Source organism: Mesorhizobium sp. M0119, from assembly GCF_040322615.1.
In the GTDB taxonomy this organism is placed as follows: Bacteria; Pseudomonadota; Alphaproteobacteria; order Rhizobiales; family Rhizobiaceae; genus Mesorhizobium.
This window is the reverse complement of record NZ_JAMYTU010000005.1, coordinates 90547-108700: the sequence shown is the minus strand read 5'-3', so window position 1 is coordinate 108700 and position 18154 is coordinate 90547. Positions and strand designations below refer to the sequence as shown.

Below are 18154 nucleotides of genomic sequence, written 5' to 3'. Positions count from 1 at the left end.
GCGGGGTGGGGTCGGAGCTACCTCGCCGACCCCACCCCGTCTCGCAGTCTACGCTTCGCTTCGACTACTCGCCGACCCTCCCCTCGAGGGGGAGGGTTAGAGCTGCATTCTCAAATCGCCGCGGTAACAATAATCTCGACCAGATATTCCGGTCCGGCAAGCTTGGCTTCGCCGGTGGCGCGGGCCGGCGTGTTGCCCTGCGGTATCCACTTGTCCCACTCCGCGTTCATCTCGGCGAAGGTGCTCATGTCGGCCAGCCAGATGATCGCCTGCAGGATCTTGCTCTTGTCGGTGCCGGCCTTGGCCAGCAATTCGTCGATCGCCGCCAGAATGTCCCTTGTCTGGGCGCCGACGTTTCCGCCCGGCTTGCCGACCTGACCGGCCAGATAGACGGTGTTGCCGTGGATGACGATCTGGCTCATGCGCGGGCCCACATCGATGCGACGAATGCTCATTGGATATTCCTTCTCCTCTTGTCAGCTGCGCCTGTTTAGGGGCCGGGTTCGCCGGGAGCAAGGTCGCTCGAGCGGAACTTCTTGAGCCAAGCCAAAGCACACAACATGACGGCCCGGCCGCAATTCCGCCCGATTGGCTTGTTGACTAATGTAATAACATCACATATCGAATCCGCCCCTGTAGCACCGATCGTCGCCCCATGGATCGTCACATGAGCCAAACCTGCCTGACCTTCCGCGACCTGACGCTGGGCTACAACAGCCACCCGGCGATCCACCACCTCGATGGTACGATCCGCAAGGGATCGTTGACGGCGGTCGTCGGCGCCAACGGCTCCGGCAAGTCGACGCTGATGAAGGGCATCGTTGGCGTCCTGAAGCCGATGGCCGGCGCGGTGATCCGGGCGCCGGGCGTGCGTGCCGCCTATCTGCCGCAGCAATCGGAACTGGACCGCTCCTTTCCGGCCCGGGTCGTCGACCTGGTTTCGCTTGGCTTATGGCCGCGGCGCGGGATGCTCGGCCGCTATACAAGGGAAGATCGCGACTCGGTCAGCAAGGCGCTGATGGCCGTCGGCCTCGGCGGTTTCGAGAAGCGGCCGATCGACACGTTGTCGGGCGGCCAGCTGCAGCGCACCCTGTTTACCCGCGTGCTGTTGCAGGATGCCGAGCTCATCCTGCTCGACGAGCCGTTCAACGCGGTCGACACGAAGACCGTCGGCGACCTGATCGCGCTGATCAAACGCTGGCATGGCGAGGAGCGCACCATCATGGTGGTCGTCCATGATCTCGACGTGGTGCGGCAGAATTTCCCCGAAACACTGCTGCTGGCGCGCCAGCCGGTCGCCTGGGGCGAGACCAGGGAGACGCTCCGGCCGGAGAATCTGTTGCGTGCGCGCCGCTTCCACGAAGCCTGGGAGGACAACGCGCCGTGGTGTGAGCCCGGCGAGCATGATCACGAGCACAGTGGCCACGAGCACTTGCACGACCACGACCATCATCACGGCTCCGGGCCGAGGGCGGCATGATGGACGTGCTTTACGGTCTGTTCGTCGCTCCTTTCGCCGACTACGCCTTCATGCAGCGGGCGCTCGCCGGTTCGATGATGCTGTCGCTCGGCGCCTGCCCGGTCGGCGTGTTCCTGATGCTGCGGCGCATGAGCCTGTCCGGCGACGCGATGGCGCATGCCATCCTGCCGGGTGCTGCCGCCGGCTTCCTGTTCTATGGCCTGGAAATCCTGCCGATGACGATCGGCGGGCTGATCGCCGGCATCATCGTGGCGCTCGGTGCCGGCGCCGTCTCGCGCTTCACCATCCAGCGCGAGGACGCCTCGATGGCGGCCTTCTATCTGATTTCGCTGGCCATTGGCGTGCTTATGGTGTCGATCCGCGGCTCCAGCGTCGATCTCATGCATGTGCTGTTCGGCACCGTGCTGGCGCTCAACAACGAGGCGCTGGCGCTGATCGGCGGCATCGTCGTGGTGACGCTGGCCAGCCTCACTATCTTCTGGCGGGCGCTGGTCGCCGAATGCCTCGACCCCTTGTTCCTGCGGTCGGTCAGCCGGATGGGCAGCCCGGTGCATTTCATCTTTCTCGGCCTTGTCGTGCTCAATCTCGTCGGCGGCTTCCAGGCGCTCGGCACCTTGCTGTCGGTCGGGCTGATGATGCTGCCGGCGGCGGCGGCGCGTTTCTGGACCTCGCGCGTCGAGCCGATGTGCGTGCTGGCCACAGTAATCGGCTTTGCCTCCTGCATTGCCGGGCTGCTGTTGTCCTACCATGCGTCGCTGCCCTCCGGCCCGGCCATCATCCTGTCCGCCGGCGTCGTCTATTTCGCTTCCATCCTGTTCGGCACGCGCGGCATCCTGCGCGCCCGCATCGTCCATCACCGCCACAGAACTGCCTGATCCCAACAAAGGAGAACTTAGTCCATGCTGAAATCGATCCGCGCCGCTTTGGCAGTGAGCGTTATAACATTAACCGCCTTTGGCTCATCTTCGGCCTTTGCTGAGCCGTTGAAAGTGGTCGCCAGCTTCACCATCATCGCCGATTTCGCCAAGAACGTCGGTGGCGACCGGATCGATCTGACCACCATCGTCGGGCCGGACGGCGACGCCCATGTCTACGAGCCGAGCCCGGCTGATGCCGTGGCGATGGCCAAGGCCGACATCGTGCTGGTCAACGGCCTGCATTTCGAAGGTTTTCTGCAGCGCCTGGTCGACGCCAGCGCCACCAAGGCTTCGATTGCCGTGCTGACCAAGGGGGTCACGCCGATCAATTTCAAACCCGAATTCGCCGAGGCCGATGCCGCCGAAGGCGCGGAAACCGATGGCGGCAAGACGGTCACCGATCCGCATGCCTTCCAGTCGATCGCCAATGCCAAGATCTATGTGAAGAACATCGCCGACGCCTTCTGCACGGCCGACGCTGCGGGCTGCGACAGCTACAAGGCCAATGCAGCCGCCTATACGCAAAAGCTCGATGCGCTCGAAGGCGAAGTGCAGGCAGCGATCCAGTCGATCCCGCAAGAGAAGCGCGTCGTCATCACCTCGCATGACGCCTTCGGCTATTTCGAAAAGGCCTACGGTTTGACGTTCCTGGCCCCGGAAGGCGTGTCGACCGAGTCGGAGCCCTCCGCTGCTGACGTGGCCAAGCTGGTCAGCCAGGTGAAGCAGGACAAGGCGGCGGCGATCTTCGTCGAGAACATCACCAATCCGCGGCTGATCGAGCAGATCGCCAGCGAGACCGGCATCAAGGTGGGCGGCACGCTCTATTCCGATGCGCTGTCGCAGCCCGACGGCCCGGCCGCGACCTATATCGACCTGATGCACAACAACATCGCCCAGATCAAAGGCGCGATCCTCGGCAGCTGAGCCGACCGATCCGGTTCATCCAGCCGGGCTGGCGCATGATGCGTCCTGGCGACGTGCGGCGTTAGCCCGGCTGGATTTCTGGCATCGAAATCTCTATCTGCGCGGATGGATTTCTTTTCGCGCGGATTGCCGACCGGGTCAGGGAGTGGCAAGACTGCCGCTAACCAGATTGCGAGGACCCAAGCCATGGAATACCGTCAGATCAGCGAGGACTATTCGGTCTCCGGCCAGATCCAGCCCGAGGATGTCGCGACCATCAAGGCCGCCGGCTTCAAGAGCGTGATCTGCAACCGGCCGGACGACGAGCAGCCCGGCCAGCCATCGGCCGACACCGTCAAGGCGGCGGTCGAGGGCGCCGGGCTCGCCTTCCGCTACATCCCTGTCATCAGCGGCCAGATCACGGCCGAGAATGTCGATGACCAGGCCGAGGCGCTCGACGAACTCGAAGGGCCGGTCTTCGCCTATTGCCGTTCCGGTGCCCGCTGCACCAATCTGTATGGGCTGATCCAGCAGCAGAAGGGGTGAACGTTCGCGCTCCTCAGATCGGCAGCGCGCCGGTTTCCTTCAGCGTCTCTAATACGATCGCCGTCTTCACATGCTGCACGGATTCGTGCGGGAGAAGCACGCTATTCACGAATTCCGACAGCGATTTCAGGTCGGGCGTCACCACCTTCAGGATGTAGTCCATCTCGCCGGTCAGCGCGTGCGCTTCCTGCACTTGCGGTAGCCGCGCCACCAATTCGCCGAAACGCCGCGCATTGTCGCGGTTGTGGGTGGCGAGCGTCACCGAAATGACGTTGACCAGGGAAAAGCCGAGCTTGTCGCGGTCGAGCACCGCCCGGTAGCCCTTGATATAACCGTCCTCCTCGAGCCGCTGGCGACGGCGCGAGCATTGCGACGCTGACAGGTTCACCCGTTCCGACAAATCGTTGTTGGTCAGCCGTGCATCGCCCTGCAGCAGAGCCATTATCTTGCGGTCAAACTGGTCGATGCGCGCCTCATCCATGAATTTCGGCTCCGCAATGCACAACTCGCGCATGACCAGACCATTTCAAGCGTTTGAATGCAAGCAATTTGCACTCGCTCCGCGCTATAATTGCGCTCAGATATGGCCGACGCGGCCAATGCCAGATTTCGGGCCAGATTTCGGAGCAATGCCATGGGTCCCTTCCCGCACGACGCACCGCCCGCCAAGATCAGCAAAACCAATCCCGCCGGTACCGACGGCTTCGAATTCGTCGAATTCGCGCATGCCGAGCCGGAAAAGCTCGCCGAGCTGTTCACCCGCATGGGTTATGTGCCGGTGGCCAAGCACCGCAGCAAGGACATCACCGTCTGGCGGCAGGGCGACATCAACTATGTCGTCAATGCCGAGCCGGGCTCGCATGCGATGAAATTCGTCGATAGGCACGGCCCTTGCGCGGCCTCGATGGCCTGGCGTGTGGTCGATGCCAGGCATGCCTTCGATCACGCGGTAGCCAAGGGCGCGACGCCCTATGAAGGCGCCGACAAGACGCTCGATGTGCCGGCGATCGTCGGCATCGGCGGCTCGGTGCTCTATTTCATCGAAACCTACGGCGAGAAGGGCTCGGCTTACGACGCCGAGTTCGACTGGCTGGGCGAGCGCGATCCCAAGCCTGAAGGCGTCGGCTTCTACTATCTGGACCACCTCACCCACAATGTCTATCGCGGCCAGATGGACAAGTGGTGGGATTTCTACCGCGACCTGTTCGGCTTCAAGCAGATCCATTTCTTCGACATCGACGGCAAGATCACCGGCCTGGTCAGCCGCGCCATCACCTCGCCCTGCGGCAAAATCCGCATCCCGCTGAACGAGTCCAAGGACGAGACCAGCCAGATCGCCGAATATCTGAAAAAGTACAATGGCGAGGGCATCCAGCACATCGCCGTCGGCACCGACGATATTTACGGCGCCACCGATAGGCTGGCCGCCAACGGCCTGAAGTTCATGCCGGGACCGCCGGAGACCTATTACGACATGTCTTATGCCCGCGTGAACGGCCACGAAGAGCCGATCGAGCGCATGAAGAAGCACGGCATCCTGATCGACGGCGAAGGCGTGGTCGACGGCGGCACGACCAAGATCCTGCTGCAGATCTTTTCCAGGACCGTGATCGGCCCGATCTTCTTCGAGTTCATCCAGAGGAAGGGCGACGAAGGCTTTGGCGAGGGCAATTTCCGCGCCTTGTTCGAGTCGATCGAGCAGGACCAGATCAAGCGCGGCGTGCTGAAGGTGGACGGCAAGGCAGCGTAGCCAGCTCGGCCGAGGTGGCTTGTGGTTTGATCAGTTATGACCTAAATTCTGGTCATAAAGGATCGAGTCATGAATGTTTCCATTGCCGAAGCCAAGGCCAAATTGTCGGAACTCGTCAGCCGCGCGGAAGCCGGCGAGGAGATCGTGCTCACACGCCACGGCAAGGTGGCGGCGCGTATTGTACCTCCGGCAGTGGCCGAACCCCTGCCGCGTATCGGCGCATTGAAGGGCAAGATCTGGATTGCGGACGATTTTGATGAACTCGGTCCCGAGTGGGATGAGTACGTGAAATGACTGTCGGCCCGTTTCTCGCCGACACACACATCATCCTCTGGTCGATTTCGGACGATCGACGTCTCACCGAGCACCACCGCGCTATTCTGGCGTCGGAAGCGGTGGTGTTCGCGAGCGCGGCAAGCGTCTGGGAAATTGCCATCAAACGTTCGATCAGAAAACTCGATGCGCCGGACGACCTGCCGACGCTGCTTCCAAAGATGCAATTTCAGCCGCTCGCCGTAACCTTCCAGCACGCAAACGCCGTCGGCAGCCTACCCCGCCACCATGGTGATCCGTTCGACAGACTTCTGATTGCGCAGGCGCAAATGGAGAATCTCACCATCCTTACATCCGACCCGCATTTCGCCAGTTACGATGTGGCTTTGGCATGATTAGCCAAGCATTTGGTCTCGCAAGCCGAGCCGCTCGACTTCGGCTTTCCTCAACTTCACATCGTAATCGAGGAAGAACTCGTCGAGTTGCGGCGGTTTCACCGAGGTGCCGGACAGCATCGCGTGCACCTGGCCGCGATGATGGATGTCGTGGATGAAGAGATGGGCGAGCAGGTCGCCGATCCGTTCCGGTATCATGCCGTCCTCGCGCCGGTCGGTGACGACGCGGCGCTCGATATCGTCCGCCGACAAGCGGTCGCAAAAAGCGATCAGCCGCCGGTCGGCCTCCGTCCGCTTGCCAAAGAGCGCGTCCGCTTCGTCGAAGAGCAAGAACTCATCGTAAGCGGTGGCGCCGACGCCGCCCTCTTCGAGAAAGTCGAGATAGAGGTGATCGACCGCCAGAATGTGGTTCAGCGTTGCCTTGATCGACGGAAAGAAGCTGGTTCGCTCGGCTTCGAATTCACCAGGCTGAAGCTGCAGCACGGCACGATAGAGCCGGTCGTTGGACCACAGATTGTTAGCTGCCATGCGGCGGAAATGGTTCAGCAGGTCCATGTTACACACCAGCCCAGGCAATCAAATTCACAGCGATACCAATAGCACCTATGGCTAGCAGACGAGCGATCATACCGCGGCGCAGCGCTTGCGTTTCAACATCGCTCGCAACATCCCGGTTCATAGCGACGTTAGCAAGCTTCGGCCGATGCGCCACGCTACTGAAGTTTCGCAGTCTTTCAGATCGATCCTCGACCTGACGGCAGAGCCGGATGGCTGAAATCAAAAGCCAGGCAGCAGCGATACCAGAAATTCCCACAAACCAAAGGTAAGTAGCGGTGTAAGGCATCTTGGGTCCACCAGCGTTAGGAACGATTGAGCTAGATCACGCCGGTGTTCGGACCAAAGACAAGCCTGCCCACATTAGCAAGAATCCAGCGAGAACAATCAGCAGCAGCCCGATCATGCGCCGCCGCATGGCTTGCGTTTCCTCGTCGCCTGCGACGTTTGTGTTGGTGACGGTGTGAAACATCATCGCCTTACGCGGAAAGCCGCTGCGGTTGGTCAGGCCGGGCGAGCGCGCCTCGATGCGATAGCTCAGGCGGATCGCCAGGATGAAGATCGCCAGCATGGCAAGGGCCCAGACACCGCACAGCAGATAGAATGTCTCGCCCGTCATTCTCTTGCCCCCTCGTATTTCTCGACCTTCTGCTCGATGGCGCCGAAGATCGAATGCCCGCCCCTGTCCTTCATCTCGATGCGCACGGTATCGCCAAAGCGCAGGAACGGCGTTTTCGGTTCGCCGGCTTCGATGGTCTCGATCATACGCAACTCGGCGATGCAGGAATAGCCGGCGCCGCCCACCGAGACGGGCTTGCCCGGCCCGCCGTCGAGCTTGTTGGAGACGGTGCCCGAACCGACAATGGTGCCGGCAGCCAGCGGCCGCGTTTTTGCGGCATGAACAATCAACGCCGGAAAGTCGAAGGTCATGTCGATGCCGGCGTTCGCCCGGCCGAACGGCTTGCCGTTGAGATCGACCAGCAGCGGCAGGCTGACCTTGCCGCCGTCCCAGGCATCGCCCAGTTCGTCCGGCGTTACCGCAACCGGCGAAAAAGCCGATGACGGTTTCGACTGGTAGAAGCCGAACCCCTTGGCGAGCTCGGGTCCTGTCAGGCCGCGCAGCGTCACGTCGTTGACCAGCATGACCAGCCGGATCGCTGCCCGCGCCTCATCGAGGCCAGCACCCATCGGCACGTCGTCGACGATGACGGCGACCTCGCCTTCCATGTCGATGCCAAGGGTCTCGTCGGTCATGCGGATTGGGTCGCGCGGTGCGAGGAAAGCGTCCGAGCCGCCCTGGTAGATCAGCGGATCGGTCCAGAAGCTTGCCGGCATCTCGGCGCCGCGCGCTTTCCGCACCAGCTCGACATGGTTCACATAGGCCGAGCCGTCGGCCCATTGGTAGGCGCGGGGCAGCGGCGAAAGAGCGTCATGCTCGTGAAAGCGGGCCGACGGCACTGCATTATTCTCCAGAGACTCGGCCATCGCAGCGAGATGGGGCGTGATCCGATGCCAGTCGTCGAGCGCGGCCTGCAGCGTCCGCACCAGGAACGAAGCATCGGTAAATCGCGTCAGGTCGTGCGAGACGACGACGAGCTTTCCGTCGCGCGTCCCGTCCTTCAAGGTGGCAAGCTTCATGCGGTTTCCTCTCCTGGCGCAGCTTTGGTGCCGCTTTGATTTTTTGTTCTACGCCTGATCTCATCCGAAAACCGGTTTCCATTTTTCGGGATCATGCTCCAGCCCCACAACAAGGCCGTCGTGGGCGATCGTCAAGTCGCCGGCCCATGTTTTCCTGACGGCGGCAATCCAGTCGGCTTCGCCGATCTCCGGATCGTCGGCTGGAATGAGGTGGTTGAGGACCAGTCTTTTGACGCCTGCGTCGCTGGCGATGCGGCCCGCCTCTTCGGCAAAGCTGTGGCTGGCTAGCAGGTGTTCTCTCAGTCTTGCACCGTTGCCGGTCTTCGCAACCAGTCGGTCGATGCCCTCTGCCAGCATGGCCTCGTGGACCAGTATGTCGGCGCCCTCGGCGAAATCCGCCAATGGCGGAAAGAACGCCGTATCGGACGAAAAGACGACGCGTTGCCCCGCGTGTTCGAAGTGCAGCGCAAAGCAGTCCGTCACCGGCGGGTGGTCGACGCGCAAGGCCGATATTTTGAGACCGCGCTCTTCGGCCACCTGGCCTTCACCAAATTCGACGATCGAAACCAGGTCGCGGATATCGGGCCGCCCTTCATCGGCGATGCGGATCTCGATGTCGAACTCCATCGCCTGGCAGAAGTGCTGCCAACAGTGGCCGGTGCCAGGCGGGCCGAACACGCTGACCTTTGTTCCCAGGCCGGCCGTCCAGGCGGTGTGGATGAGAGGTCCGAGTTCCAGCACATGGTCGGAGTGCAAATGCGTGATGAAGATCAGGTCGAGCGCCTTCAGGCTGACGCCGGCATCGGTCAGCCCGCGCGTTACGCCCAGCCCGCAATCGACGACGATGGTGCGGCCGCCAATCTCCAGCAGCGACGAACTCGGCCACGGTCCGCCCGGCCGGAGCGCCGGACCACCCTTCGAGCCAAGAAGCACCAGACGATCCGTCATGCGACGGCGCTCAAGACCAGTCGCCCTCGGGCGTGCCGTTGAAGCGTTTCTTCAGATCGGCCCAGCAGTCGATGTAATTGTCCTGCCGGGTTTCGAGCTCGGCACCATAGCGGGTCACCATCTGCGGAAAGCGTGTCTCGAACATGAAGGCCATGGTGTTGGCGAGCTTGACCGGTTTCAGCTCCGCTCGCGAGGCTTTTTCGAAGCCGGACGCATCGGGTCCGTGGGCCAGCATCATGTTGTGCAGGCTGATGCCGCCGGGCACGAAGCCCTCTTCCTTGGCATCGTACTGACCATGAATCAGGCCCATGAACTCGCTCATGATGTTGCGGTGATACCAGGGCGGGCGGAACGTATCTTCGGCGACCAGCCAGCGCGGCGGGAAGAGGACGAAATCGATATTGGCGGTGCCTTCCTCGCCGCTCGGCGCGGTCAGCACGGTGAAGATCGACGGGTCGGGGTGGTCGAACAGAATCGCGCCGACCGGCGAAAAGGTCGCAAGATCATACTTGTAGGGCGAATAGTTGCCGTGCCACGCCACCACATCCAGCGGCGAATGGTCGATCTCGGTGACATGGAACTGGCCACACCATTTCGCGATCAGCCGGCACGGTGTCTCCTTGTCCTCGAACCAGGCGCAGGGCGTCTTGAAATCGCGCGGATTGGCCAGGCAATTGGCGCCGATCGGGCCGCGATCCGGCAGCGTCAGCTTGGCGCCGTAATTCTCGCAGACATAGCCGCGCACTTGCGGATCCACCAGTTCGACCTTGAACACCAGACCACGCGGCAGCACGGCGATCTCGCCCGGCCTGAGGTCGATGACGCCCATCTCGGTGACGAAGCGCAAGGCTCCAACCTGCGGCACGACCAGCAGCTCGCCATCGGCATTGAAGAAATGATCGTCGACCATCGAACGGTTGGCGACGTAGACATGCGCCGCCATGCCGGTCTGGCCGAGCACGTCGCCGGCAGTCGTAATGGAACGCATGCCGGCAATGAAATCGGTCGGCTCGGCAGGCATCGGCACCGGGCTCCAGCGGTATTGGCCGAGCGCGAGTTCGTGATCGCCGACATTCGGCGCGCTCTTCCAAAGCGGGAAGTTCGCCGCCTTGAAGCGGCCGGTGTGCCTGACGCTCGGCCTTATCCGGTACAGCCAGGAGCGCTCATTCGTGCCGCGCGGCGCGGTGAAGGGCGAGCCGGAAAGCTGCTCGGCATAGAGGCCGTAGGCCGGCCGCTGCGGCGAGTTCCGCCCTTGCGGCAGCGAGCCCGGCAAAGTCTCGGTCTCGAAGTCATTGCCGAAACCCGGCATGTAGGAAAAAGCCATAGCATCCTCCCGAATTCATCCCGGAGCGTCCAAGCTCCGGATTGACCAAACTGGTTTCGTTTGTAACCATCGAAAATGTAACCATCAATGGTGATTTCGACACGAACATCCGCCTGCACCATCAAGGCCAATCATGGAAATTCTCGAACTGGAAACCTTCCTGCCCTACCGGCTCTACCGTCTTGCCGATGCCGTCAGCCGCGAATTCGCCGGAGTATACAAGGATCGTCACGGCCTGACCCGGCCCGAATGGCGCACGCTGGCCGGGCTTGGACAGCACGGCACGATGACCGCGACGGCGCTCGGCGAGCAATCGGCCATGCACAAGACCAAGGTCTCGCGTGCCGTGGCGGAGCTGGAAAGGCGGCGCTGGGTGACGCGCACGGCGGACGACAAGGACCGACGTGTCGAGCATCTGACACTGACCAGCGCGGGTCTTGCCGCCTATCGCGAAATGGTGCCGCTGGCGAAGGCTTTCGAACGGGAATTGCTGGCAAGACTTGGTGCGGAAGAGCGGGCGGCGATTGTCAGTGGGGTAGCGGCGCTGGAGGCAAAACTCACCTTGGGTTGAAATCCTCCCTCAGCTTCGAGTGCCGCAGGAATCAGATGCTACGTCGGTAGGCAACGCTCCTAACCCGTAATAGGCGCGTTCGGCTTCAATGATGCCTCTGATATGGCTTCGAAATGCTACAGGATCATCGATGCAGGCCAGGAGCACCTGCGCCTGCGGAGCCGCGTGTCTTCGAACGCTTTCAAACAGCCGCCTCGCTGTTTCAAAATCACCAGCCAAGCCGGCCGCCACCCCGGCATTGAAAGCTGCCCATTCGCCGTACGCACCCGGCTGCAATTCATTCACGAGGATCGTCGCTGCCGCCTGCACGGAAGGGAACATCGATCGGTGAACCTGATCGATTTCGACTGCCTTCCTGGCCATTTGATCTACCAAGGGGAGAAACTGCGCTGGGCTCTGGAACTCAACGAAGGAGCCAACCCGCTCAACCCGAGCGAATGTCAATGTGTCTGGCAGCGAACCCCAAAGCCAGTGGACAGCCACGTTCAGGTAAGTGCCTTTGGACCAAGAGCTGGGCTGAAATTCGACTACACTCAGCCAGAAGCCACGATCAGCGATCCAAACACGTGACCGCCCCTTCCGCCGAAAACCAGCGGGTTGCAATGCGATCTTTGCCTGCGAAGCAATGATACGTCCGTGCTCATTTTCCGCCATCTTGTCCCCCAAGCGAAGGCAATGAGCTGGCTCTCACCAGTCCATCACTACCTTGCCGGAATTGCCGCTCTTCATCGCCTCGAAGCCGGAAATATAGTCATCGATGCCGATGCGGTGGGTGATCAGGCCGCTGACGTCGAGAGGGCCCTGCACCAGCGCGATCATCTTGTACCAGGTCTCGAACATCTCGCGGCCGTAGATGCCCTTCAGATGCAGCATCTTGAAGATCACCTTGTTCCAGTCGATCTCGAAGCCGGTCGGCGCAATGCCGAGAATGGCGATCTTGCCGCCATTGTTCATGGTGTCGATCATGTCGCGGAAGGCAGGCGCGGCGCCCGACATTTCGAGCCCGACGTCAAAACCTTCCGTCATGCCGAGCGCCGGCATCACGTCGCGCAGCTTTTCCTTCGATGCGTCGACGACATGCTGGACGCCGAGCTTTTTCGCCAGTGCCAGGCGCACCGGGTTGATATCGGTGATGACCACTTTTCGCGCCCCGACGCATTGCGCCACCAGCGCACCCATGATGCCGATCGGCCCGGCGCCGGTGACCAGCACGTCCTCGCCGACGAGATCAAAGGACAATGCGGTGTGAACCGCATTGCCCAAGGGATCGAATATCGCCGCGATCTCGTCCGGCACGTCATCGGGGATCGGCACGACATTGTGCTGCGGGATCGCAAGGTATTCGCCAAAGGCGCCCGGCCGGTTGACGCCGACGCCAAGCGTGTTGCGGCACAGATGCCCCCTGCCCGCCCGGCAGTTGCGACAATGGCCGCAGACGATATGGCCCTCGCCGGAAACGCGCTGGCCGAGCTTGTACTCGGTCACCGCCGTGCCGAAATCGGCGACGGTTCCGACAAATTCGTGGCCGGTCACCATCGGAACCGGCACGGTCTTTTGTGCCCACTGGTCCCAATTGTAGATGTGGACGTCGGTGCCGCAGATCGCGGTCTTCCTGACCTTGATGAGCACGTCGTTGGGGCCGATCTCCGGCACCGGCACCTCTTCCATCCAGATGCCCGGCTCGGCCTTGGCCTTGACCAGCGCCTTCATCATGTTGGACATCGAGAATCCTCAATCTAAGCAATTTGTTGAAACGAAATGCGAGATCAGTTTGGGTCAGTAAACCAACTCAATTCAAACTTCATGCCGTTCCCCTGCAGGCGCTCGGCGGCACAAATCGAATGCAGATAGAAATACTGTTTTCGTCGCATCGTCGTCGTCAGCTAACCAGAGATTCCGGACCGAGACCTCGACGGCCTCTCGATCAGTCGTTTCGATACTGTCGCCGCAGAACCAGCAAGACATCCCAGGATCTCTGGTCACTTCACCACTCCCAGCTCTCGTCCAACCGCCGCGAACGCCTCAACCGCACGATCGATGTCGGCGCTGGAATGGGCGGCCGACATCTGCGTGCGGATGCGCGCCTGGCCCTTCGGCACCACCGGGAAGGAGAAGCCGATGACATAGATGCCGCGCTTCAGCATCCGCGCCGCCATCTCCTGCGCCAGCGTCGCGTCGCCCAGCATCACCGGGATGATAGGATGGTCGGCGCCGGCCAGTGTAAAGCCGAGCCTGCCCATCTCGGAGCGAAACCGCGCTGCGTTGGCATATAGGCGCTGACGCAACGCATCGCCATTGCGGACCAGTTCGAACACCCGGATCGAGGCGCCGGCGATCGCCGGCATCAGCGTGTTGGAAAACAGATAGGGCCGCGAGCGCTGGCGCAGCCAGTCGACCACCTGCTTCCTGCCCGACGTGTAGCCGCCGGACGCCCCACCCAATGCCTTGCCGAGCGTGCCGGTGATGATGTCCACCCTGCCCTCGACGCCGCAATGTTCGGCCGAGCCGCGGCCATTCCTGCCGACAAAACCAACTGCATGGCTGTCGTCCACCATGACCATTGCATCGTATTTGTCGGCGAGGTCGCAGACGCCCTTCAGATTGGCGATGATGCCATCCATCGAGAACACGCCGTCGGTAGCGATCAGCCGGAACCGACAGTCGCGTGCCTCTTTCAACCGCGCTTCGAGATCGGCCATGTCGTTGTTAGCGTAGCGGAAGCGCTTCGCCTTCGACAGCCGCACCCCGTCGATGATCGAAGCGTGGTTCAGCGCGTCGGAGATGACCGCATCCTCCTCGCCGAGCAGCGTCTCGAACAGGCCGCCATTGGCGTCGAAGCAGGAGCCGTAGAGGATGGTGTCCTCCATGCCGAGGAAGTCAGAAATGGTCGCCTCGAGCTGCTTGTGTTCTTCCTGCGTGCCGCAGATGAAGCGCACCGACGCCATGCCGTAGCCGTAACGGTCGAGCGCCTGCTTGGCCGCCTCGCGCAGTTCGGCGCTGTCGGCCAGGCCGAGATAGTTGTTGGCGCAGAAATTCAGCACCTTCTCGCCGCCCACCTCGATCTCGGCCGATTGGGTCGAGGTTATCACCCGCTCGGATTTATAGAGGCCTGCCGATTTCAGCCCTTCAAGCTCGCTGTCGATGTGGGAAAGGAATGCTTCGGTCATGATCGGGCCCTGTTGAGATCGATGAGGACTGTCGCGCCGCGCGGACGAAAAATCCATCGCAAAAGCGACCGCTCCGGTGGCGGCAATGGCACGGCAGAGGCCACGATGTTCAAATGCGGAGGCGCCGCGAAAGATTGCAATAACCACTTTGCGGGTTTCCCGCCACGGTCGCCGCCGCCGGCCTGCTGCCGTCCCAAACCTGTTAACACTTTGAAGCCAAAGGTTGTCGCACAAGATTTCGTTGGCGAGAGGGCCGCCTCAGAAAATGTCGCAGCAGCCGGTGCACGCCGTTTCGGGCAGGCTCATACTCCTGATCAAATCCGGATACTGGCTGGCTCTGCTGATCATAGCCGCCATGGTCATGGCCTCTTTCATCCTGCTGCAACAGGTGATGGCGACCCAACGGCACAATCAGGCGCTGCTCGATATCGTCAGCACACAAAAAGCCCTGTCGCAGCGCATCGTCTTCCTTGCCGGCGCGACAGGCAGCGCTCAGCGCGATCAACAGCGCGCCCTGGTTACCGCGCTCAAGCAAGCGACGGTGGAGTTCGAGAAGAATTACGATCTGCTGCTCGAGCGGACCGCCGCCGATCCGGTGTCGCCGGCAAGGTTCGACCCGAAATCGATCGAGAGCGTGCTTTTCGCCAAGCCGTACCATCTCGACTATTTCTCGGTCGGGCTCATCGCCAACGGCGAGCGCCTGATCTTCATTCGAATCGCGGCTCAACACGACCGGCAGCGGCGGCTACAAGGGCGGCGAGGAGCGCGTCAACCTGAACGCTTCCGTTGCCAACGCAACATTGTCGGGCTACGCAGCACTCGGCCAGCACATCAGCGCCTACGCGGACCAGCGCTCCGAAAGGCTCCTCGATCTTCATCGCACATTGTTCTACTCGACCATCGGCGTCATCCTGCTGGTGGCACTTTTCATTTTCCGGCCGATGTCGAACGCCATCCTGCGCCGGACGCGCGAGCTGGTCGATGCGCGCAATTCCATGGCCTTCATTGCCGTGCATGACGGGCTGACCGGCCTGCACAACCGTACCTTCCTGACCGACCATTTCGATACGTTCATCAACGGCGCGCAGCGAAGGCGTGAACGGGTTGCCGTGGTGCAGTTCGACCTCGATCGGTTCAAGCAGATCAACGACGCGCTCGGCCACGCCGCCGGCGATTATGTGCTGGTGGTGGCCGCACAGCGTATGCGCGATTCCTGCCGGACGTCGGATCTCAACGTGCGTCTCGGCGGCGACGAGTTCGTCGTCGTCCTCAACGATGCCGGCAGCACCGAGGACATCGATATCGTCGCCAGGCGCATGCTGGCCAAACTCAATGAGCCGATCATTTTCCGGGGAACGACGATCCATCCGGGCGTAAGTGCCGGGATTGCGGTCTATCCGATCGATGCCGGCAATGCGCAGGACCTGCTCGTCCATGCCGATCTGGCGCTCTATTCAGCCAAGAAGCAGGGCGGCGGCAGTTTGTCGTTCTTCTCCGATGAGCTGAGGCGCGAACTCGACAATCGAAAGCAGCTCGAGCTCGACATCAGGGTCGCCATCTCGGAGAAGGCGTTCGAGGTCTATTTCCAGCCGCAGGTGTCGCTGTCGGACGGCGCCATCAGTGGCATCGAGGCTTTGGCTCGCTGGAGGCATGCCGAACGCGGCATGATCGCGCCGAGCGAGTTCATTCCAATCGCAGAAAAATGCGGCTTGATGTCCGAGATCGGCCGCATCGTCATTACCAAGGCGATCGACGAAGCAGCCGAATGGAACCGCGCAGGCATCGGCTTCGGGCGGATCGCCGTCAATGTGTCCGGCTCGGAGCTGCGCGAGACAGATTTCGAAGTCTTCCTGTTCGACATGCCGGAGAGGGCTGGCCTGCCAGCGCACAAACTATCGCTGGAGATCGTCGAATCCGTCATTCTCGACGACGAGAAGACCGGTATCGCGGCAAAGCTGCGGCACATTCGCGCCGCCGGCATCCATCTTGAGCTCGATGATTTCGGCACCGGCTACGCATCGCTCAGCCATGTCGATCCAAACGAGATCGACCGGCTGAAGATCGACCGCCGTTTCGTCCAGAACATCAACGAGAACGGCGGCAACACCAAGATCGTGCGCGCCCTCACCGAACTGGCCCGCGGTCTCGGCATCTCGATCGTCGCCGAGGGCGCCGAAACCGAAGCCGAGCTCGATTCGCTGATGGCGATCGGCTGCGACCAGGTGCAAGGCTATTCCATCGCTTTCCCGATGCCCCCGGACAGGGTGCGCGAATGGTTGGTGGCACGGGCGCCCAAGAAGGCCAAGCTGACAGTGCTGCAGGGCAGCCGGGCGTAGATCCGTCATGGTTCGGCCTTGCGAACCGACCTGATGAGCCGAGGCAGAAGGTCACCCTCATCGCCGGGAAACGCTGCCAGCAATTGTCCAAAGCTGGGCACACGCGCCAGTTTTTCGTAGTCCTGAAACGACAAAATGACCGCCTGCTTGCGGCCGCGCCGGGTGATGATGGCCGGTTCTCCCGCGACGACCTGATCTAGCACCGCCGAGAGTGTAGCCCTGGCATCCTTCAGCGAAATTTCGCGCATGGCGTTTCCTAGCTAAATTTCTAGCTCTCGACATTGGCCCGCAGCGCGGCCAGCACCACTGCAAACTCCGCCAGCCTGTCGTCGGACAATCCCTTCCGCAGCCGTTTGTCGAAGGCTAACGCGGCGGTGCGCAATTTCAGGAACAACGCTTCTCCGGCTTGGGTCAGCTCCACCTGGTGAACCCGGCGGTTCTCGGGATCGCGGCGCCGCATCAGCAGGCCTTGGGTCTCCATGGCGTTGAGGTGGTGGGTCAGCGTTGCGCCCCGAATACCGATCATGCCGGCGAGCTCGCGTTGGTTGGCCAGCTCCCGCGATTTGACCGACAGCAAAGTGACCCAGACCGGCAGCGTGCCGCCGGCCTCGACCAAGGCAGCGTCGAAAGCCTGCGCGACCAGCTTGGCGGTGCGGGCGAGATTCATCCCGATCGGCGGGCGGTCAAAGGGCGTCATGATCCGACACTAGAACAAGGGCAAAGCCTATGGAACCGGCTCGCTTATGCGTTGACATCTAATCATTTGATATCTATCAATACGGTTAGCGGTGGGCAAGAGAGGAAATGCGGTCATGCAATATGTCTACATCATCGTCCTCGGCCTTCACGTCATGGCGGGTGTGTTCTGGGCCGGCACCACCATCGCGGTTGCCCGCGAACCGGAGATCAGGGCGGAACGTTTCTTCCGGCCGCAAATGGGCGCGGCCGGCGTGGTTTTCCTCACTGGTTTGCTGCTTTGGTATTTCTTCCACAACGGCTCTTTCGGCTCCATGGAAAAAGTCCTGGCGCTGGGCATCTTGACGGCGTTGATCGCCGCCGCGGTTCAGGGCGCGCTGGTGGGTTCCGCCAGCAGGCAGCTGGCCGGCGCTGATGCGGCGAAGCAAACCCAGTTGCGCGCGAAGATGACAAAAGGCGAGCGCATCGCCGGCGGACTGCTGGTCATCACGGTGTTCTGCATGGCCACCGCCAGGATGTTTTGAACGTCCTGCCGCAATCGCAAGATCGTACGGTGCCCGGCGATGGCCGGCGGCGTGCGCGGCGCGCAGACCGGACCGAAGTACCGTGGTGGCTCTCCGTACGGAGGTTCGGCTGCGCGCCACCAATCAATCCA

Annotated in this window: 24 protein-coding genes; 11 read left to right on the top strand and 13 right to left on the bottom strand. The window is 61.8% G+C overall.

The window, feature by feature from the left end; genetic code table 11:
* Positions 1–110: 110 nt before the first annotated feature.
* The gene (locus NKJ40_RS07030) at positions 111–455 is read right to left on the bottom strand and encodes a RidA family protein (protein WP_352465466.1); all 345 of its coding nucleotides are present in this window, start codon (positions 453–455) and stop codon (positions 111–113) included.
* 212 nt (positions 456–667) lie between these two features.
* Here NKJ40_RS07030 and aztA point away from each other — a divergent pair, with 212 nt between their 5' ends.
* From aztA to NKJ40_RS07010, 4 genes are all read left to right on the top strand, one after another.
* Entirely contained in the window at positions 668–1480 is an 813-nt protein-coding gene (aztA, locus tag NKJ40_RS07025; protein WP_352465465.1) for a zinc ABC transporter ATP-binding protein AztA, read from the top strand.
* Positions 1480–2355 carry a zinc ABC transporter permease AztB gene (gene aztB / locus NKJ40_RS07020; protein ID WP_352465592.1) on the top strand — a complete coding sequence of 292 codons (876 nt, stop codon included), beginning with the start codon at positions 1480–1482 and terminating at the stop codon, positions 2353–2355. The genes aztA and aztB overlap by 1 nt, the downstream gene beginning before the upstream one ends.
* A gap of 24 nt (positions 2356–2379) precedes the next feature.
* Entirely contained in the window at positions 2380–3321 is a 942-nt protein-coding gene (gene aztC / locus NKJ40_RS07015; protein ID WP_352465464.1) for a zinc ABC transporter substrate-binding protein AztC, read from the top strand.
* A 186-nt stretch (positions 3322–3507) separates the two neighbouring features.
* Positions 3508–3846, top strand: a complete 339-nt coding sequence (locus NKJ40_RS07010) for a protein tyrosine phosphatase family protein (RefSeq protein ID WP_292656312.1) — start codon at positions 3508–3510, stop codon at positions 3844–3846.
* A 13-nt stretch (positions 3847–3859) separates the two neighbouring features.
* On the opposite strand, the gene NKJ40_RS07005 is transcribed toward NKJ40_RS07010, so the two are convergent.
* Entirely contained in the window at positions 3860–4327 is a 468-nt protein-coding gene (locus NKJ40_RS07005) for an Lrp/AsnC family transcriptional regulator (RefSeq protein WP_254817488.1), read from the bottom strand.
* 153 nt (positions 4328–4480) lie between these two features.
* Here NKJ40_RS07005 and hppD point away from each other — a divergent pair, with 153 nt between their 5' ends.
* The 3 genes from hppD to NKJ40_RS06990 all read left to right on the top strand — a co-directional run bounded on the left by hppD (position 4481) and on the right by NKJ40_RS06990 (position 6264).
* Positions 4481–5596, top strand: a complete 1116-nt coding sequence (hppD, locus tag NKJ40_RS07000; RefSeq protein ID WP_352465463.1) for a 4-hydroxyphenylpyruvate dioxygenase — start codon at positions 4481–4483, stop codon at positions 5594–5596.
* A gap of 69 nt (positions 5597–5665) precedes the next feature.
* Positions 5666–5890 (top strand): type II toxin-antitoxin system Phd/YefM family antitoxin, encoded by a 225-nt coding sequence (locus tag NKJ40_RS06995; protein ID WP_023780515.1) that lies wholly within the window; start codon positions 5666–5668, stop codon positions 5888–5890.
* Complete coding sequence (locus tag NKJ40_RS06990) at positions 5887–6264, top strand: type II toxin-antitoxin system VapC family toxin (protein ID WP_352465462.1); 378 nt, start codon at positions 5887–5889, stop codon at positions 6262–6264. The genes NKJ40_RS06995 and NKJ40_RS06990 overlap by 4 nt, the downstream gene beginning before the upstream one ends.
* Here the strand turns inward: NKJ40_RS06990 and NKJ40_RS06985 are convergent, their stop codons facing one another.
* The 6 genes from NKJ40_RS06985 to hmgA are packed head-to-tail and all read right to left on the bottom strand — an operon-like array spanning position 6265 to position 10729.
* Positions 6265–6819, bottom strand: a complete 555-nt coding sequence (locus NKJ40_RS06985; RefSeq protein WP_352465461.1) for a DinB family protein — start codon at positions 6817–6819, stop codon at positions 6265–6267.
* A gap of 1 nt (position 6820) precedes the next feature.
* Positions 6821–7108 carry a hypothetical protein gene (locus NKJ40_RS06980; RefSeq protein WP_352465460.1) on the bottom strand — a complete coding sequence of 96 codons (288 nt, stop codon included), beginning with the start codon at positions 7106–7108 and terminating at the stop codon, positions 6821–6823.
* Between the two features lie 36 nt (positions 7109–7144).
* A complete protein-coding gene (locus NKJ40_RS06975; protein ID WP_352465459.1) occupies positions 7145–7438 on the bottom strand; it encodes a hypothetical protein in 294 nt (97 codons plus the stop codon).
* Positions 7435–8457, bottom strand: a complete 1023-nt coding sequence (locus tag NKJ40_RS06970) for a fumarylacetoacetate hydrolase family protein (RefSeq protein ID WP_352465458.1) — start codon at positions 8455–8457, stop codon at positions 7435–7437. The genes NKJ40_RS06975 and NKJ40_RS06970 overlap by 4 nt, the downstream gene beginning before the upstream one ends.
* A gap of 60 nt (positions 8458–8517) precedes the next feature.
* Positions 8518–9405 (bottom strand): MBL fold metallo-hydrolase, encoded by an 888-nt coding sequence (locus NKJ40_RS06965; protein WP_352465457.1) that lies wholly within the window; start codon positions 9403–9405, stop codon positions 8518–8520.
* A 10-nt stretch (positions 9406–9415) separates the two neighbouring features.
* Positions 9416–10729, bottom strand: a complete 1314-nt coding sequence (gene hmgA / locus NKJ40_RS06960) for a homogentisate 1,2-dioxygenase (RefSeq protein ID WP_352465456.1) — start codon at positions 10727–10729, stop codon at positions 9416–9418.
* 133 nt (positions 10730–10862) lie between these two features.
* On the opposite strand from hmgA, the gene NKJ40_RS06955 reads away from it, so the two are divergent.
* A complete protein-coding gene (locus tag NKJ40_RS06955) occupies positions 10863–11300 on the top strand; it encodes a MarR family winged helix-turn-helix transcriptional regulator (protein WP_352465455.1) in 438 nt (145 codons plus the stop codon).
* Positions 11301–11309: 9 nt separating this feature from the next.
* On the opposite strand, the gene NKJ40_RS06950 is transcribed toward NKJ40_RS06955, so the two are convergent.
* The 3 genes from NKJ40_RS06950 to NKJ40_RS06940 form a co-directional block, all read right to left on the bottom strand.
* Positions 11310–11954: a DUF4304 domain-containing protein gene (locus NKJ40_RS06950; protein ID WP_352465454.1), complete on the bottom strand. Its 645-nt coding sequence runs from the start codon at positions 11952–11954 to the stop codon at positions 11310–11312.
* Positions 11955–11987: 33 nt separating this feature from the next.
* On the bottom strand, positions 11988–13022 hold the full coding sequence (tdh, locus tag NKJ40_RS06945) for an L-threonine 3-dehydrogenase (protein ID WP_352465453.1): 1035 nt from the start codon (positions 13020–13022) through the stop codon (positions 11988–11990).
* 257 nt (positions 13023–13279) lie between these two features.
* Positions 13280–14467, bottom strand: a complete 1188-nt coding sequence (locus tag NKJ40_RS06940; protein WP_352465452.1) for a glycine C-acetyltransferase — start codon at positions 14465–14467, stop codon at positions 13280–13282.
* 265 nt (positions 14468–14732) lie between these two features.
* Between NKJ40_RS06940 and NKJ40_RS06935 the strand changes: the two genes are divergently transcribed.
* On the top strand, positions 14733–15485 hold the full coding sequence (locus tag NKJ40_RS06935) for a hypothetical protein (protein WP_352465451.1): 753 nt from the start codon (positions 14733–14735) through the stop codon (positions 15483–15485).
* Positions 15409–16803, top strand: a complete 1395-nt coding sequence (locus tag NKJ40_RS06930; protein ID WP_352465591.1) for a putative bifunctional diguanylate cyclase/phosphodiesterase — start codon at positions 15409–15411, stop codon at positions 16801–16803. Before NKJ40_RS06935 ends, NKJ40_RS06930 begins: the two co-directional genes overlap by 77 nt.
* Before the next feature lie 5 nt (positions 16804–16808).
* Here NKJ40_RS06930 and NKJ40_RS06925 read toward each other — a convergent pair whose 3' ends face one another.
* A complete protein-coding gene (locus NKJ40_RS06925) occupies positions 16809–17051 on the bottom strand; it encodes a type II toxin-antitoxin system Phd/YefM family antitoxin (RefSeq protein WP_352465450.1) in 243 nt (80 codons plus the stop codon).
* Between the two features lie 20 nt (positions 17052–17071).
* Positions 17072–17500, bottom strand: a complete 429-nt coding sequence (locus NKJ40_RS06920; RefSeq protein ID WP_352465449.1) for a MarR family winged helix-turn-helix transcriptional regulator — start codon at positions 17498–17500, stop codon at positions 17072–17074.
* Between the two features lie 154 nt (positions 17501–17654).
* Between NKJ40_RS06920 and NKJ40_RS06915 the strand changes: the two genes are divergently transcribed.
* Positions 17655–18023, top strand: coding sequence for a hypothetical protein (locus NKJ40_RS06915; RefSeq protein WP_292656273.1), 369 nt, complete (start codon positions 17655–17657; stop codon positions 18021–18023).
* Positions 18024–18154 lie beyond the last annotated feature (131 nt).

Coding starts and splice junctions, on each gene's coding strand:
- NKJ40_RS07030 (WP_352465466.1), bottom strand. CDS start 455: ATGAGCATTCGTCGCATCGATGTGGGCCCGCGCATGAGCCAGATCGTC.
- aztA (WP_352465465.1), top strand. CDS start 668: ATGAGCCAAACCTGCCTGACCTTCCGCGACCTGACGCTGGGCTACAAC.
- aztB (WP_352465592.1), top strand. CDS start 1,480: ATGGACGTGCTTTACGGTCTGTTCGTCGCTCCTTTCGCCGACTACGCC.
- aztC (WP_352465464.1), top strand. CDS start 2,380: ATGCTGAAATCGATCCGCGCCGCTTTGGCAGTGAGCGTTATAACATTA.
- NKJ40_RS07010 (WP_292656312.1), top strand. CDS start 3,508: ATGGAATACCGTCAGATCAGCGAGGACTATTCGGTCTCCGGCCAGATC.
- NKJ40_RS07005 (WP_254817488.1), bottom strand. CDS start 4,327: ATGGATGAGGCGCGCATCGACCAGTTTGACCGCAAGATAATGGCTCTG.
- hppD (WP_352465463.1), top strand. CDS start 4,481: ATGGGTCCCTTCCCGCACGACGCACCGCCCGCCAAGATCAGCAAAACC.
- NKJ40_RS06995 (WP_023780515.1), top strand. CDS start 5,666: ATGAATGTTTCCATTGCCGAAGCCAAGGCCAAATTGTCGGAACTCGTC.
- NKJ40_RS06990 (WP_352465462.1), top strand. CDS start 5,887: ATGACTGTCGGCCCGTTTCTCGCCGACACACACATCATCCTCTGGTCG.
- NKJ40_RS06985 (WP_352465461.1), bottom strand. CDS start 6,819: ATGGACCTGCTGAACCATTTCCGCCGCATGGCAGCTAACAATCTGTGG.
- NKJ40_RS06980 (WP_352465460.1), bottom strand. CDS start 7,108: ATGCCTTACACCGCTACTTACCTTTGGTTTGTGGGAATTTCTGGTATC.
- NKJ40_RS06975 (WP_352465459.1), bottom strand. CDS start 7,438: ATGACGGGCGAGACATTCTATCTGCTGTGCGGTGTCTGGGCCCTTGCC.
- NKJ40_RS06970 (WP_352465458.1), bottom strand. CDS start 8,457: ATGAAGCTTGCCACCTTGAAGGACGGGACGCGCGACGGAAAGCTCGTC.
- NKJ40_RS06965 (WP_352465457.1), bottom strand. CDS start 9,405: ATGACGGATCGTCTGGTGCTTCTTGGCTCGAAGGGTGGTCCGGCGCTC.
- hmgA (WP_352465456.1), bottom strand. CDS start 10,729: ATGGCTTTTTCCTACATGCCGGGTTTCGGCAATGACTTCGAGACCGAG.
- NKJ40_RS06955 (WP_352465455.1), top strand. CDS start 10,863: ATGGAAATTCTCGAACTGGAAACCTTCCTGCCCTACCGGCTCTACCGT.
- NKJ40_RS06950 (WP_352465454.1), bottom strand. CDS start 11,954: ATGGCGGAAAATGAGCACGGACGTATCATTGCTTCGCAGGCAAAGATC.
- tdh (WP_352465453.1), bottom strand. CDS start 13,022: ATGTCCAACATGATGAAGGCGCTGGTCAAGGCCAAGGCCGAGCCGGGC.
- NKJ40_RS06940 (WP_352465452.1), bottom strand. CDS start 14,467: ATGACCGAAGCATTCCTTTCCCACATCGACAGCGAGCTTGAAGGGCTG.
- NKJ40_RS06935 (WP_352465451.1), top strand. CDS start 14,733: ATGTCGCAGCAGCCGGTGCACGCCGTTTCGGGCAGGCTCATACTCCTG.
- NKJ40_RS06930 (WP_352465591.1), top strand. CDS start 15,409: ATGTCGAACGCCATCCTGCGCCGGACGCGCGAGCTGGTCGATGCGCGC.
- NKJ40_RS06925 (WP_352465450.1), bottom strand. CDS start 17,051: ATGCGCGAAATTTCGCTGAAGGATGCCAGGGCTACACTCTCGGCGGTG.
- NKJ40_RS06920 (WP_352465449.1), bottom strand. CDS start 17,500: ATGACGCCCTTTGACCGCCCGCCGATCGGGATGAATCTCGCCCGCACC.
- NKJ40_RS06915 (WP_292656273.1), top strand. CDS start 17,655: ATGGCGGGTGTGTTCTGGGCCGGCACCACCATCGCGGTTGCCCGCGAA.